This window comes from Amycolatopsis circi, assembly GCF_003385235.1.
Lineage (GTDB): Bacteria > Actinomycetota > Actinomycetes > Mycobacteriales > Pseudonocardiaceae > Amycolatopsis > Amycolatopsis circi.
In genome coordinates this window covers 1-12,735 of sequence record NZ_PQIA01000128.1, presented here as the reverse complement: position 1 = coordinate 12,735, position 12,735 = coordinate 1, and the positions used below count along the sequence as shown (strand labels likewise).

Sequence of the window (12,735 nt, the reverse complement as noted above, 5' to 3'; positions counted from 1 at the left end):
GGACAAACCTGTGGACAGTGTGGATAAACCCGGAGCCGCGTTATCGCCGCGCGTGACGAACCGGCCGGATGGCCGTCTTGACACCTCGAAAACGGACGACGTCCCCCGAAATCCCGCGCGTGGCGCGACTGAGCGTGACAGTTCCACTGGGCCGAACGAGACGCCCGCTGGGGACGCTCCGAGCGGCCGCGACCTCGCGCACGCCGCGCTCGAAGCGGCGAAGGCGAAAGCCCGCGAACGCGGAGCCCCGCCGAACCTCCGGCGCGGCCGGATCACCGGCGGCAGCGGACAGAACCGGGCGCGCCGTCGTTGGTCCGGTCCCGGCGCGGATCCGCGCGATCCGCAGCCGCTCGGCCGGCTCGTGTCGAGGCTGATCTCCGACAGCGGCTGGCAGGGCACCATGACCAACGCGCGCGTGTTCGGGCAATGGGCCCGGCTCGTGGGCGAGGACGTCGCCGAACACGCCCAGCCGATCGCGCTGAAAGACGGCGAGCTGACCGTCCGTGCGAGTTCCACCGCGTGGGCGACGCAGTTGCGGTTGCTGCAGGGCAAGTTGCTGGCGAAGATCGCCGCGGGCGTCGGCAACGGCGTCGTGAAGCGGATGCGGATCCAGGGTCCGACCGCTCCGAGCTGGCGGAAAGGACCCCGGCACGTGCCTGGTCGCGGACCGCGTGACACGTACGGCTGACGGGGGTTGCGGTCTGCCGGGTCATTGCCCCGAGAACCGGGTCGCGCCGGTTCGGATACGACCTGACTCGCCTGCGGGTGATTTCGTGCCTCTGCGACAGACTGAGAGGTGTCCTTGCCGCATGTGAGCGCGCGCGGCCAAGTACACTGTTGTAGTAGCGGACGTCCGCTCGGGCGAGACGAGGAGAAACAACGCCGGTGACCGAGAACAAGAGCGAGTACAACGCGTCGTCCATCACCGTGCTCGAAGGCCTCGAAGCAGTTCGCAAGCGCCCCGGCATGTACATCGGTTCCACCGGTGAGCGCGGTCTCCACCACCTGGTCCAGGAGGTGGTGGACAACTCCGTGGACGAGGCGATGGCGGGGTACGCCACCAAGGTCGAGGTTACTCTCCTCGCGGACGGCGGGGTGCGGGTAGTCGACGACGGCCGCGGCATCCCGGTCGACATGCACCCCAAGGAGAAGAAGCCGACGCTCGAGGTCGTGCTCACCATCCTGCACGCGGGCGGCAAGTTCGACAGCGACTCCTACGCGGTGTCCGGCGGCCTGCACGGCGTCGGCGTTTCCGTGGTGAACGCGCTGTCCACGAAGCTGCTCGCGGAGATCAAGGTCGGCGGCCGCAGCTGGCGCCAGGAGTACACGAACCAGGTGCCGGGCCCGCTCGAGGACCTCGGCCCGGCCACCGAAACCGGCACCACCATCACTTTCTGGGCCGACGATGGCATCTTCGAGACCACCACCTACAACTTCGAGACCATCTCGCGCCGGCTGCAGGAGATGGCGTTCCTCAACAAGGGCCTCACCCTGTCGCTGCGCGACGAGCGCGTCGCCGACGAGGAGACCGAAGAGGACGCCGCGGGCAAGCCGGCGCGGATCAAGGAAAAGGTCTACTGCTACCCGGGCGGGCTCGAGGACTTCGTCAAGCACATCAACGGCAGCAAGGACCCGATCCACGAGAGCGTCATCTCCTTCGACGCCAAGGGCGCCGGCCTCGAGGTCGAGGTCGCGATGCAGTGGAACACCGGGTTCACGCCGTCGGTGTACACCTTCGCCAACACGATCAACACGCACGAGGGCGGCACGCACGAAGAGGGCTTCCGCGCCGCGCTCACCCGCGTGGTCAACGCGTACGCGCGCGAGAAGAAGCTGCTCAAGGAGAAGGACGCGAACCTGACCGGCGACGACGTGCGCGAGGGCCTCGCCGCGATCGTGTCGATCAAGCTGTCCGAGCCGCAGTTCGAAGGCCAGACGAAGACCAAGCTGGGCAACAGCGAGGCCAAGACGTTCGTGCAGCAGCAGTCGAACGAATGGCTCGGCGACTGGTTCGAGCGCAACCCGAGCGAAGCCAAGACGATCATCAACAAGTCGATCTCGTCGGCGCAGGCCCGGCTCGCCGCCCGCAAGGCGCGCGACCTGGTGCGGCGCAAGGGCGCGCTGGAGATCGGCGGCCTTCCGGGCAAGCTCAAGGACTGCCGTTCGAACGACCCCGGCGAGTGCGAGCTGTACATCGTGGAGGGCGACTCGGCGGGCGGTTCGGCCAAGGAAGGCCGCGACTCGATGTACCAGGCGATCCTGCCGATCCGGGGCAAGATCATCAACGTCGAGAAGGCCCGCATCGACCGCGTCCTCAAGAACACCGAGGTCCAGTCGCTGATCACCGCGCTCGGCACCGGCATCCACGACGACTTCGACCTCTCGAAGCTGCGGTATCACAAGATCGTGCTGATGGCCGACGCCGACGTCGACGGCCAGCACATCACCACGCTGCTGCTCACCCTGCTGTTCCGCTTCATGACGCCGCTGATCGAGCACGGCCACGTGTTCCTGTCGCGGCCGCCGCTGTACAAGATCAAGTGGCCGCGGGCGGAGCCGGAGTACGCGTACTCGGACAAGGAACGCGACGCGGTCATCCAGGCGGGCGTCGAATCCGGCCGCCGGCTTCCGAAGGACGACGCGATCCAGCGGTACAAGGGTCTCGGCGAGATGAACGCCGAGGAGCTGTGGGAGACCACGATGGACCCGGCGAACCGGCTGCTCGGGCAGGTCACCCTCGACGACGCGGCGCAGGCCGACGAACTGTTCTCCGTGCTGATGGGCGAGGACGTGGAAGCCCGCCGCTCGTTCATCACGCGCAACGCCAAGGACGTGCGCTTCCTGGACGTGTAGGCGTCCCCCGTAACTCGCTTCCCCAGGACTGCTCACCGAGAAGGACCCCATGACGGAAACCTTGCCGCCGGAACACGACCGGATCGAACCGGTCGACATCCAGCAGGAGATGCAGCGCTCCTACATCGACTACGCGATGAGCGTCATCGTGTCGCGGGCGCTGCCGGACGTGCGCGACGGCCTCAAGCCGGTGGCGCGCCGGATCCTGTACTCGATGTTCGACTCCGGGTTCCGCCCGGACCGCGGGTACAACAAGTGCTCTCGCGTCGTCGGCGACGTCATGGGCAACTACCACCCGCACGGCGACTCGGCGATCTACGACGCGCTCGTGCGGCTCGCCCAGCCGTGGTCGCTGCGCTACCCGCTGATCGACGGGCAGGGCAACTTCGGCTCGTCGGGCAACGACCCCGCCGCCGCGATGCGGTACACCGAGTCCCGGCTCGCGCCGCTCGCGATGCAGATGCTCGCGGACATCGAAGAGGACACCGTCGATTTCCGCGACAACTACGACGGGCGCACCCAGGAGCCCGACGTGCTGCCGTCGCGGTTCCCGAACCTGCTGGTCAACGGCGGTTCCGGGATCGCGGTCGGGATGGCGACGAACATCCCGCCGCACAACCTGCGCGAGGTGTCCGAAGGCGTCGTGTGGGCGCTGGAGAACCCCGAGGCGACCGACGACGAACTGCTGGCTGCGCTGCTCGTGCGGGTCAAGGGCCCGGACTTCCCGACCAAGGCGATGATCCTCGGCACCTCGGGCATCGAGGACGCCTACCGCACCGGCCGCGGTTCGATCCGGATGCGCGCGGTCGTCGAGGTCGAAGAGGACGCGAAGGGCCGCACGATCCTGGTCGTGTCCGAGCTGCCGTACCAGGTCAACCCGGACAACCTGGTGGAGAACATCGCGCACCTGGTGCGCGACGGCAAGATCACCGGGATCTCGGACATCGCGGACGAGTCCAACAGCCGCTCCGGCATGCGGATCGTCGTCACGATCAAGCGCGACGCGGTGGCGAAGGTGGTGCTGAACAACCTGTTCAAGCACACCCAGCTGCAGCAGAACTTCGGCGTCAACATGCTGGCGCTGGTCGACGACGTGCCGCGCACGCTGCGGATCGACCAGATCATCCGGCATTACGTGAAGCACCAGGTCGACGTGATCGTGCGGCGCACCAAGTACCGGCTGCGCAAGGCCGAGGAACGGGCCCACATCCTGCGCGGCCTGGTCAAGGCGCTCGACCTGCTGGACGAGGTGATCGCCCTGATCCGGCGGTCGCCCTCGGCCGACGAGGCCCGGCCCGGCCTGATGTCGCTGCTCGAGATCGACGAGATCCAGGCGACCGCGATCCTGGACATGCAGCTGCGCCGGCTGGCCGCCCTGGAGCGGCAGCGGATCATCGACACCCTTGCCGAGATCGAGCTGGAGATCGCCGACCTCAAGGACATCCTCGCGAAGCCCGAGCGGCAGCGGTCGATCATCCGCGACGAGCTGATGGAGATCGTCGACAAGTACGGTGACGACCGGCGCACGAAGATCATCCCGTTCGACGGCGACGTGTCGGTCGAGGACCTGATCGCGCAGGAAGACGTCGTCGTCACCATCACCCGCACGGGCTACGCCAAGCGGACGAAAACCGATCTGTACCGGTCGCAGAAGCGCGGCGGCAAGGGCGTGCAGGGCGCGACGCTGAAGCAGGACGACATCGTCCAGCACTTCTTCGTCTGCTCCACGCACGACTGGATCCTGTTCTTCACGAACAAGGGCCGGGTGTACCGGGCGAAGGCCTACGACCTGCCCGAGGCCAACCGCAACGCGCGCGGCCAGCACGTGGCGAACCTGCTCGCGTTCCAGCCGGACGAGCAGATCGCCCAGGTCATCGAGATCCCGAACTACGAGGTCGCGCCGTACCTGGTGCTGGCCACGCAGCGCGGGCTGGTGAAGAAGACGAAGCTCACCGACTTCGACTCCAACCGCGCGGGCGGGCTCATCGCGATCAACCTGCGCGAGGGCGACGAGCTGGTCGGCGCGGTCCTGGCCGCGGCCGACGACGACCTGCTGCTGGTGTCCGCGGGCGGCCAGTCGATCCGCTTCCACGCCACCGACGAGGCGCTGCGCCCGATGGGCCGGCCGACCTCGGGTGTGCTGGGCATGCGGTTCAACGAGGGCGACGAGCTGCTCGGCATCAGCGTGGTCAAACCGGACAAGTTCCTGCTGGTCGCCACAGACGGCGCGTACGGGAAGCGGACGCCGATCGAGGACTATCCGGTACAGGGCCGCGGCGGCAAGGGCGTGCTCACCATCCAGCACGACAGCAAACGTGGCAGGCTGGTGGGGGCACTCATCGTCGACGAGGACGACGAGCTGTTCGCCATCACGTCCAGCGGCGGGGTCATCCGCACGCCGGCGCGGGACGTGCGCAAGGCGGGCAGGCAGACCAAGGGCGTTCGGCTGATGAACCTGGGTGACGGAACCACTCTTCTCGCGGTCGCACGCAACGCGGACGAGGGTTCGGACGTCGCCAATGGTGGCGAGGACTCCGCCGAGGACGGTTCTGAGGTTTCGGAAGTCGCGGCTTCCGAAACGGTTTCGGACGAAGCGGCCGAGGCTACGCCAGAGGAGCCCACAGCAGAAGACGGCACGGCGCCGGAGCAGTGATCGGCGCCCCACGCACGGGTAAGGACTGACTCAACGTGGCACCATCCGACAAGGCCGACGACGCGTCGGCCAACCCGCCCTGGCAGCGCACCGCCAAGGACGGCGGCGGCGACTCCGAGGCCATGGCCACGGCGCGGATCGCGACCGAGGACGTGCCCACCGCGGCTCCCGAACCGGCCGCGGTCGAGAACGACTACCCGGTGAGCGGCACGGCGGCGCCCCGGCTCTTCGGAGGCGAGGCACCGCCGCCGGCGGACGACGTTCCGCCCGCGGGCCGCACCCGGCCGACGCCGAGCGCACTGCGCCGCCCCGGCCGGGGCCCGCGGCGGGCGAGCCTGCAGATCAAGCGATTCGACCCGTGGTCGGTGCTGAAGCTGGCACTGGTGCTCGGCGTCGCGATGTTCTTCGTGTGGCTGGTCGCGGTCGGCGTGCTCTACACGGTGCTCGACGGCATGGGCGTGTGGGACAAGCTGAACGGCACGTACTCGTCCCTGGTCGGCGGCGAGGGCGCGAACGCGTCCCCCGACCCGCTGATCAGCGCCGGTCGCGTGTTCGGCATCGCGGCCATCCTCGGGGCGATCAACATCGTGCTGGTGTCCGCGCTGGCCACGGTGAGCGCGTTCATCTACAACGTGTCAGCGGACCTCGCGGGCGGGCTGGAAGTCACGCTGTCCGAGCGGGAGTAACCCGGTTGCAAGTACGGATGGGGAGTCCGGTAAAGTACTCCTCGTTCGACGGGCCCATAGCTCAGGCGGTTAGAGCGCTTCGCTGATAACGAAGAGGTCCCAGGTTCAAGTCCTGGTGGGCCCACATTTCCGGAAGGCCGGTTCGCAGCTCCTGCGGACCGGCCTTTCTGGTATTTCGGATGACTGCCGGGCGGGGTGGTCGCCAGAATCAGCCGCATGCAGACTTCGGGGGAGATCCGTCACGAGCTGAGCCTCGGCGTGGTCGCCGCACAGTGGGATGACCACGAAGGCTTGGCCAAAACCTCGGCCTGGCTCGAGTCGGCGACCGCGCGCGAGATGCTGCGGATCGACTACTTCGCCCGCCAGTTCCGCTCCCAGAAGCCGGTGATGGGACGGGTGACGGACCGGAAGCTTGGTCGCGCTCCGTTGGTTGCGCTGGTGTTGGCTTCGATGCACCGCGACGGGTACCTACGCGAGCGTGCGGTTCGCCTGTTGTGCTCTTCGGATGGTGCGTTGAGCGACCGGGCCTTGGCTATCCGGGTGCACGATCACGTCGAGGTGGTCCGGGAACTGGCCGAACAAGAGGTGTTGCGGCGTACGACGTTGGCGCGGGCGGAGCGGATTGTGCCGCTGCTGCTGCGGCTTTCTCAGCGCTGGTGGGGTTCGGAAGTGTTCGCGCGCTATCTGCGTGCGCTGGTCGCCGCGCACGGCGAGGCGTCGGTGTGGGCGTGCTTGCGAAAGTCCGAAGACTTTGACGTACGGCGGGCCGCGTTCAGGCACAGCTTCGAGGCCGGGCTGCTGGGCTTGCCGGACGCGGTCCGGTTGCTGCCTCAGGAACGGGACCAGATCGTCCGGCGGCAGTTGATCGGTGTCGTCGCTGAGCTGGCTGCGCCGGACGTCATCGCCGAGTCGTTGCTTCGCGGCCGGTCCGCGGAGAGCCGCGTGCTGGGGTTGGTGAAGCTGACCGCGGCGCAGCTCGATCCGGTTGACGTGGAACGACTTCTGGTCGACCGGTCGGCGATGGTGCGGATGTGGGCGCGGCTGCGCTGGCAGGAAATGGGACGGGACCCGGTCACGGTTTATGCCGCGGTCGCCCGTTCTGCCGTCAAACCGGTGGTCCGGGCTCGCGCGTACGCCGGGCTCGCGGAAATCGGCACTGAGCTGGACCGTTCGGAGATCGTCGGTCTTGCCCAGAGTGCTGACTTGCCTTTGCGGAAGACCGGGTTGTCGTTGCTTCGCGGCAAGGCTGTTGCTTCGGACGTGCCGTGGTTGCTGCGGGAAATGACGGGAGACCATTCGCGGGTGGCCCGGTTGGCGGGCGAGGTGCTCAGCAGCAGTCCGCGGCTGTGGTCGCTGGCGGATTTGGCTGTGCTGAAGGATTCCGCGGACCCGGCGGTTCGGCGGCGGGGATGGTGGCTGCATCGCAGTCTCGGCGGATGGGAGGCGGTGATCGCGGACCTGGAATTCGGGGCGGTCTGGGATCGGCGGGTGCTGCCGATGTATTTCCAGCCGACTGTCGTGCAGCAGCAACGGATCGCGGACCTGCTCGGCACGCTTTCCCTTGACCGGCACCAGGTTTCGGAGATCGCTTTCGCCACCGGGATTCCGGCGTGATCAGCGGGTTTGCCGGTACAGGTCGCGCAGTTCCTGGTTGATCCACCAGACGATCTCGAGGAACGGGTCTTCGGCGTCGCTGCCGTGCGGGGTGCGGTCGCCGGAGATCGGGCAGCAGCGGTGCCAAACGGGGTGGGGCGTGGAAAACTCCCTGGGCCGATGCCGGGAAAGCCTGGTTCAGTGTGGCATGACCGGTGAGGAGCTGGGCGAGGGTTGGGACAGCGTCGCGACGCTTGTCGACGGGCGATGGGTCGAGCGGCGGCCCAAACGGGACGAGGTGCGCGCGTGGCTGATTCGGGAGACGCGGGTGTTGCCGTGGCTGGCTCCGCGGTTGCCGTTGACGGTGCCGATTCCGTTGGTGTGGCGGGAAAATCCGTTGGTCGTGCGACATGAACTGGTGCCAGGCGAGCCAGGTGAACTAACGGCGGACGATGGTCGCACGCTCGGCCGATTCCTCCGAGCTTTGCACAGTGCGGACGTTGCCAAGGCTCGCGAACTCGGTGCCGAGCCGGAAACTCTGGCCCTCGATGCGGTCCCGCCGTTACTCGGTCCGCTGGCCGATCGGGCTCGGGCGCTGCTGGCGGAGGTCGAGGATTATCCAGCAGACACCGTGGTGCACGGTGACCTCGGGCCAGAGCGTTTGCTCAAGCAGGACGGCCGGTTGAGCGGGGTGATCGACTGGTCCGACGTGTCGATCGGCGACCCCGCGCGGGACCTGGCGTGGCTGCTGTTCCGGACGTCGGCGGAGTGCGTGGCGGCGTTCGCTGAGGAGTACGAAGTCACCCCCGAACTGCGTCGGCGCGCGTGGGCGTGGAACCAGCTGGGCCCGTGGTACGAGGTGACGTACGGCCTGGAGAACAATCGCCCTGACCTGGTCGAATCGGGTCTGGCCGGTACCCGTGCGCGGCTCGCGGAGACGAGTCAGCCCTGCCGGGAAGAGAAGGACCGGCAGGGCTGAGCTTTGCGCGGCCGCTGGGGCCGTCGAGTCCAACGGACCGATCACTCCGGATATTCCCGGTGTTCCACGTGGAACGAGAGACCGAACCGCTGGACGGGACGCGCGGCGGGTCCGGTAGCATCGTGGGGTAGCGCAAGCATTCAGAAGGGGGCTTCAGGTGAAGAAGCTGTTGGCACTCGCGGTCGTCGCGGGCGGCGTCCTGTTCGTCGTCAAGCGGAACAAGGCCGCCAAGGCCGAGGCTGACCTGTGGCGTGAGGCCACCACGCCTGCCGCCCCGTCGGCGAACGGCAGCGCGCCGGCCAAGGCCGCGGACGCGTCCCGCAACTGACCCACACCTCGCGGACCCCGGTCCGCACCGGGCCTGTAGCTCAATTGGTAGAGCACCGCCTTTGCAAGGCGGGGGTCAGGGGTTCGATTCCCCTCAGGTCCACCCGCAATCCCCGTTCGGCTGTGGCTGAACGGGGATTCGTGCGTGCCAGGGGTGCTACGGAATCTGCTTCAACCGGTCGATGATCTTTAGGACCGCACCGCCGAACACCTGGTTGAGCGCGGGTTTCTGGTAGTCCTCGCTGCGGACGGCCGACATCGTGACCAGGTGGCGGCCCACCTTGAACGACAGGTCCGCGTGGCCGGGAGTCATCGGAACCCAGCAGATCTCGTCGTCGCCTACCTTCTTGTTCGAAGTGGCTTCTTTTGGCTGGCCGCCAGGACCGGCGACGCGCGGGTGGCAGCGCTCGTGATTGGCGTTCAGCAGCTCCGGCTGAACCGGTAGTGGGACAGCTCTGCCTGGTCGGGGCCAGCGGCGAGTTTGGCCGCGACCTGGTCGATCAAGAATTTGAGCGCTTTTTCGGGCTTGTGGGTGAGGCCGGGTCCGTTCTGGGAGGTGCCAGGGTGCATGGCCAGAGTGGCCCAGTGCTCCGGCGCGATGCTGGGGCCGGTCGATTGGTGGGCGACAGTGCCGGGAGCGGGCGGGCCGGAAGATGCTGTTGGAGCTGACCACGAATCCCGCTTGCTGCATCAGGAACGGGTTCATGATCGCGCAGGCGTCGTAGACCAGGTGTCCTGCATAGGTTTTCGCCTTGGCCGGGGTGGTCGTCAGGTTCTGCAGCGCGATCCCGGACTCGGCCTGTTTCGCCTCCGGCGTGTCGGCCGGAAGAGCTTTGCCCGCGACCGCGGTGCCGTCAGCAGCATCGATGCCGCGAGACAGCCCAAAATTCTGGCCTGCTTGGAAACCATCAAGACCCTGCCCTCGTGCCCGTCACAGTAGCGAGTGATCCGACTGTTGGCTTGACTTCAACTTCCCTTGAAGTTCCATCCTTCGGGTGTCATCGACGATCTCGAAGGGATACCGAAGATTCATGACTGTCAACCATGTCGCGCGGCCTGACCTCGCTCGTCCGGACGTCGGTGCTGTGCTGGTCGCCGAGACGAACACCGGTGCGGCGGATCTGCTGGTAGAGCTGGAAAACGAGCCGTGGCCCGCGGGGCTGATTTCGGCCAGTGCGTTGGCCAGTACCGAGGGAGAGGCATCGCTGGTCTACACCCAGTGGGCGGAGGGGACAGCGGACTCCGGTTTCGTGCGGCGGGTTTCTGGGGGTGATCCAGTGGCGTATCGGTTGTATCGCAGCGGAATTCAGGAGGACTCAGCTGTCCCGGGATGCATTGTGGTGGTGAGCGTCGAGTTCGACGGTGCCGATGCGCAGCGGCAGCGGCGTTGGGTCGACACCGTCTTCGGCGCGTTGGCCAGTGAAGAAAAGCCTGCGCCAGGCGGGATATCCGGACACTTCCACGTCAGCACCGACGGGACTCGCGTGCTCAACTATGCGGAGTGGGCAGACGAACAGTCGCATCGCGACGCGTTGGCGAGGTCCGGCCAGGGGACGGTCGGGGTGTCGGACGAGTGGCTGAAGGTGCAGGAGTTTCCGGGAGTGCGCGGCGGCGGATTCCGGCGGTATCGGATGGTGCGCAGTCTTTCGCTTGGACTACCCGCGAAGGAGCTGGCTTGACGGCTAGCGGCTGTATGGGGGCGAAGTCATCGGCAAGGGCGTCGGGTTGAGCCGGACCCATGCGACGGCGAGTTCGGACAGCCGGGCCAGTTCTTCGTCGTTGCCGTTGCCGGAGCGGGTGCGCTTGGCGAGGGCCTGTGCTTCTTGAAGTTCGGCGTCGGGCAGCGGGGTGCCTGACGCGAAGTAGCCGGGGAGCGCGTCGACCATGGCCCGGAAGGCTCGATCCCAGTTCACGCCGCCGTTGTCGAGGATCTCGCGAGCAACCTTCCCGGAAACGCGGATCGCTTCTCCCTGCACGGTTTTCGCCGCGCCCGAGGACGGCACGAGCAGTTCCCACAGCTGGTGGTGCTGCTTCTGCCAGGTGCCGTCGGGCACCGCGATCGGGGCGGTTCCGTTGTGGGTCAGCCGCGGTGGGATCGGTTCGACGTCGAACAAGCGGTACAACTCCCGCAGTCCGGCGTCAGTCGCGTCGAGGAGGTCGTGGCTGAAACCCTCGCGGTGGAACTCGAAGTTGGTGCCGATCCGGCGGACCAGGTCTCGCGCCTCGTCCGTCACGGGCGCGCCGGCTTCGAGGAGAAGCGCGGCGGTTTCGGCCATGCCGGCGATCCCGATGTTCTCGGTGTGCCGCAGGCCGGACAAGAGCGGGGTGAGACCCGGTTTGCCGTCGATCGTGGCGTGGACGTTCGCGCCGTGCTCGATCAGCACCCGCACTGTCTCCGGTCTCTGCCGGTTGGCCGCGCCGTGCAGCGGGGCGCCGTTCCGGCCGCGTGGCCGTTCGAGGTCAGCGCCGAGGGAAAGCAACAGCGGCATCTGTGCTGCTTCTCCTCTCGCGGCGCGGGTCCACAGTGGAGTTTCGTCGTACTGGTTGGCCGCGTCTACGTCGAGGCCCTGGTCGACTAGCCAGACGATGAGTTCGTCCGGGCAGTCGACGTATCCGATCGCCGTTTCCTTGCCGGATCCGCCGCGAGCGTCCAGTTCGGTGCGTTCGAACACTGCCTGGAGTTCGGCGAGCGACGCGGACGTCAGCATTTCGCTGAAGTTCTTCGGCAGCGTCTTTCGCTTACGCATCGCGGGAGTCTCCTTGGTGCGGCATCCGGCAACGCCAGCTTAATGATCAGGAAGGCAGCTCGGACTTCAATCGGTGTTGCAGTTCGATGAGCGTCTGCCGGGCCAAGTCCAGTCGTTCCAGGTCCAGGCCTTCGGTCGTACGCAGGGCCAGATCTTCGTACGCCGCTTGCATTCGGTGCAAAGCGGCGCGGCCGGTCGAGGTTGCTTCGAGCAGTTTCGCGCGTTGATGCGCGGGGTTCGGGCGGTACTGGGCCAGATTGTCGTCGACCAGCAGGTCTGCGACTCGTTGGACGCTCTGCCTCGTGTGGCCTAGCTGCGTGGCGATGGTGCCCACCGGTGCTGGTTCCTCCTCGACCGCGGCCAGCACCTGGTACCGCGCGACGCTCAGACCGGTGGGGCGGGCGATGCCGTTGCCGACTGCTTCCAGGACGTCGGAGAGCCGGATGACCTCGTCCATCAGGTCGTTGTACGCGTCGCAGGCCTTCTTGACAGCATGCTGTCGTATCGCTAACTTGTCGGACATGACAGCATGCTGTCATCCGGCGCTGAGTCAGCGCAACAGCTCGAGAGGATCATCTGGTGCGAATCGGCATAGGACTTCCGAATCAAGTACGCGACGTCGACCCCACGGTCGTGCCGCGGTGGGCGGCGCGGGCGGCGGAGGCGGGCTTTTCCTCGCTGGCGACGATCGGCAGATACGCGTATCCGGGGGTGAGCGACACGGTTTCGCTGGCGGCCGCGGCCGGGGCGACGACGCGGATCGGGCTGCTCAGCGGCGTGTTGCTCGCGCCGACCTGGCCGGCTGCGTTGCTGGCCAAGGAAATCGCGAGCATCGACGGCGTTTCCGGGCATCGGCTGACGTTCGGGGTCGGGGTGGGGCTTCGGGAGGAGGAGTTC

Annotated in this window: 13 protein-coding genes and 2 tRNA genes; 11 read left to right on the top strand and 4 right to left on the bottom strand. The window is 67.2% G+C overall.

What is annotated here, in order from left to right; all coding sequences use genetic code 11:
* Positions 1–52 precede the first annotated feature (52 nt).
* The 9 genes from D0D37_RS36940 to D0D37_RS36900 all read left to right on the top strand — a co-directional run bounded on the left by D0D37_RS36940 (position 53) and on the right by D0D37_RS36900 (position 9,194).
* Positions 53–688: a DciA family protein gene (locus tag D0D37_RS36940; RefSeq protein WP_116205221.1), complete on the top strand. Its 636-nt coding sequence runs from the start codon at positions 53–55 to the stop codon at positions 686–688.
* Positions 689–885: 197 nt separating this feature from the next.
* Positions 886–2,853, top strand: coding sequence for a DNA topoisomerase (ATP-hydrolyzing) subunit B (gene gyrB / locus D0D37_RS36935; protein ID WP_116205220.1), 1,968 nt, complete (start codon positions 886–888; stop codon positions 2,851–2,853).
* A gap of 49 nt (positions 2,854–2,902) precedes the next feature.
* On the top strand, positions 2,903–5,506 hold the full coding sequence (gyrA, locus tag D0D37_RS36930; protein WP_116205219.1) for a DNA gyrase subunit A: 2,604 nt from the start codon (positions 2,903–2,905) through the stop codon (positions 5,504–5,506).
* 35 nt (positions 5,507–5,541) lie between these two features.
* On the top strand, positions 5,542–6,192 hold the full coding sequence (locus tag D0D37_RS36925; RefSeq protein ID WP_116205218.1) for a DUF3566 domain-containing protein: 651 nt from the start codon (positions 5,542–5,544) through the stop codon (positions 6,190–6,192).
* Between the two features lie 50 nt (positions 6,193–6,242).
* Positions 6,243–6,316 (top strand) — tRNA-Ile (locus D0D37_RS36920).
* 92 nt (positions 6,317–6,408) lie between these two features.
* Positions 6,409–7,806 (top strand): hypothetical protein, encoded by a 1,398-nt coding sequence (locus D0D37_RS36915; RefSeq protein WP_116205217.1) that lies wholly within the window; start codon positions 6,409–6,411, stop codon positions 7,804–7,806.
* A gap of 187 nt (positions 7,807–7,993) precedes the next feature.
* Positions 7,994–8,764, top strand: coding sequence for a phosphotransferase (locus tag D0D37_RS36910; protein WP_116205216.1), 771 nt, complete (start codon positions 7,994–7,996; stop codon positions 8,762–8,764).
* Between the two features lie 157 nt (positions 8,765–8,921).
* Positions 8,922–9,092: a DLW-39 family protein gene (locus D0D37_RS47195; protein WP_020663676.1), complete on the top strand. Its 171-nt coding sequence runs from the start codon at positions 8,922–8,924 to the stop codon at positions 9,090–9,092.
* 29 nt (positions 9,093–9,121) lie between these two features.
* A tRNA-Ala gene (locus D0D37_RS36900) sits at positions 9,122–9,194 on the top strand.
* A gap of 54 nt (positions 9,195–9,248) precedes the next feature.
* On the opposite strand, the gene D0D37_RS46955 is transcribed toward D0D37_RS36900, so the two are convergent.
* Both D0D37_RS46955 and D0D37_RS46950 read right to left on the bottom strand, forming a co-directional pair.
* Entirely contained in the window at positions 9,249–9,404 is a 156-nt protein-coding gene (locus D0D37_RS46955) for a hypothetical protein (protein WP_162834648.1), read from the bottom strand.
* 107 nt (positions 9,405–9,511) lie between these two features.
* Positions 9,512–9,661: a hypothetical protein gene (locus D0D37_RS46950; RefSeq protein ID WP_162834647.1), complete on the bottom strand. Its 150-nt coding sequence runs from the start codon at positions 9,659–9,661 to the stop codon at positions 9,512–9,514.
* 461 nt (positions 9,662–10,122) lie between these two features.
* Between D0D37_RS46950 and D0D37_RS36895 the strand changes: the two genes are divergently transcribed.
* On the top strand, positions 10,123–10,770 hold the full coding sequence (locus D0D37_RS36895; protein ID WP_116205215.1) for an antibiotic biosynthesis monooxygenase: 648 nt from the start codon (positions 10,123–10,125) through the stop codon (positions 10,768–10,770).
* A 3-nt stretch (positions 10,771–10,773) separates the two neighbouring features.
* Here D0D37_RS36895 and D0D37_RS36890 read toward each other — a convergent pair whose 3' ends face one another.
* Together D0D37_RS36890 and D0D37_RS36885 are read right to left on the bottom strand one after the other, a co-directional pair.
* Positions 10,774–11,838 carry an ankyrin repeat domain-containing protein gene (locus D0D37_RS36890; RefSeq protein ID WP_116205214.1) on the bottom strand — a complete coding sequence of 355 codons (1,065 nt, stop codon included), beginning with the start codon at positions 11,836–11,838 and terminating at the stop codon, positions 10,774–10,776.
* A gap of 46 nt (positions 11,839–11,884) precedes the next feature.
* The gene (locus D0D37_RS36885) at positions 11,885–12,361 is read right to left on the bottom strand and encodes a MarR family winged helix-turn-helix transcriptional regulator (RefSeq protein ID WP_116205213.1); all 477 of its coding nucleotides are present in this window, start codon (positions 12,359–12,361) and stop codon (positions 11,885–11,887) included.
* 56 nt (positions 12,362–12,417) lie between these two features.
* On the opposite strand from D0D37_RS36885, the gene D0D37_RS36880 reads away from it, so the two are divergent.
* Positions 12,418–12,735, top strand: a 318-nt coding sequence (locus D0D37_RS36880; protein WP_116205237.1) for an LLM class flavin-dependent oxidoreductase, incomplete at its 3' end; no start/stop codon positions are given.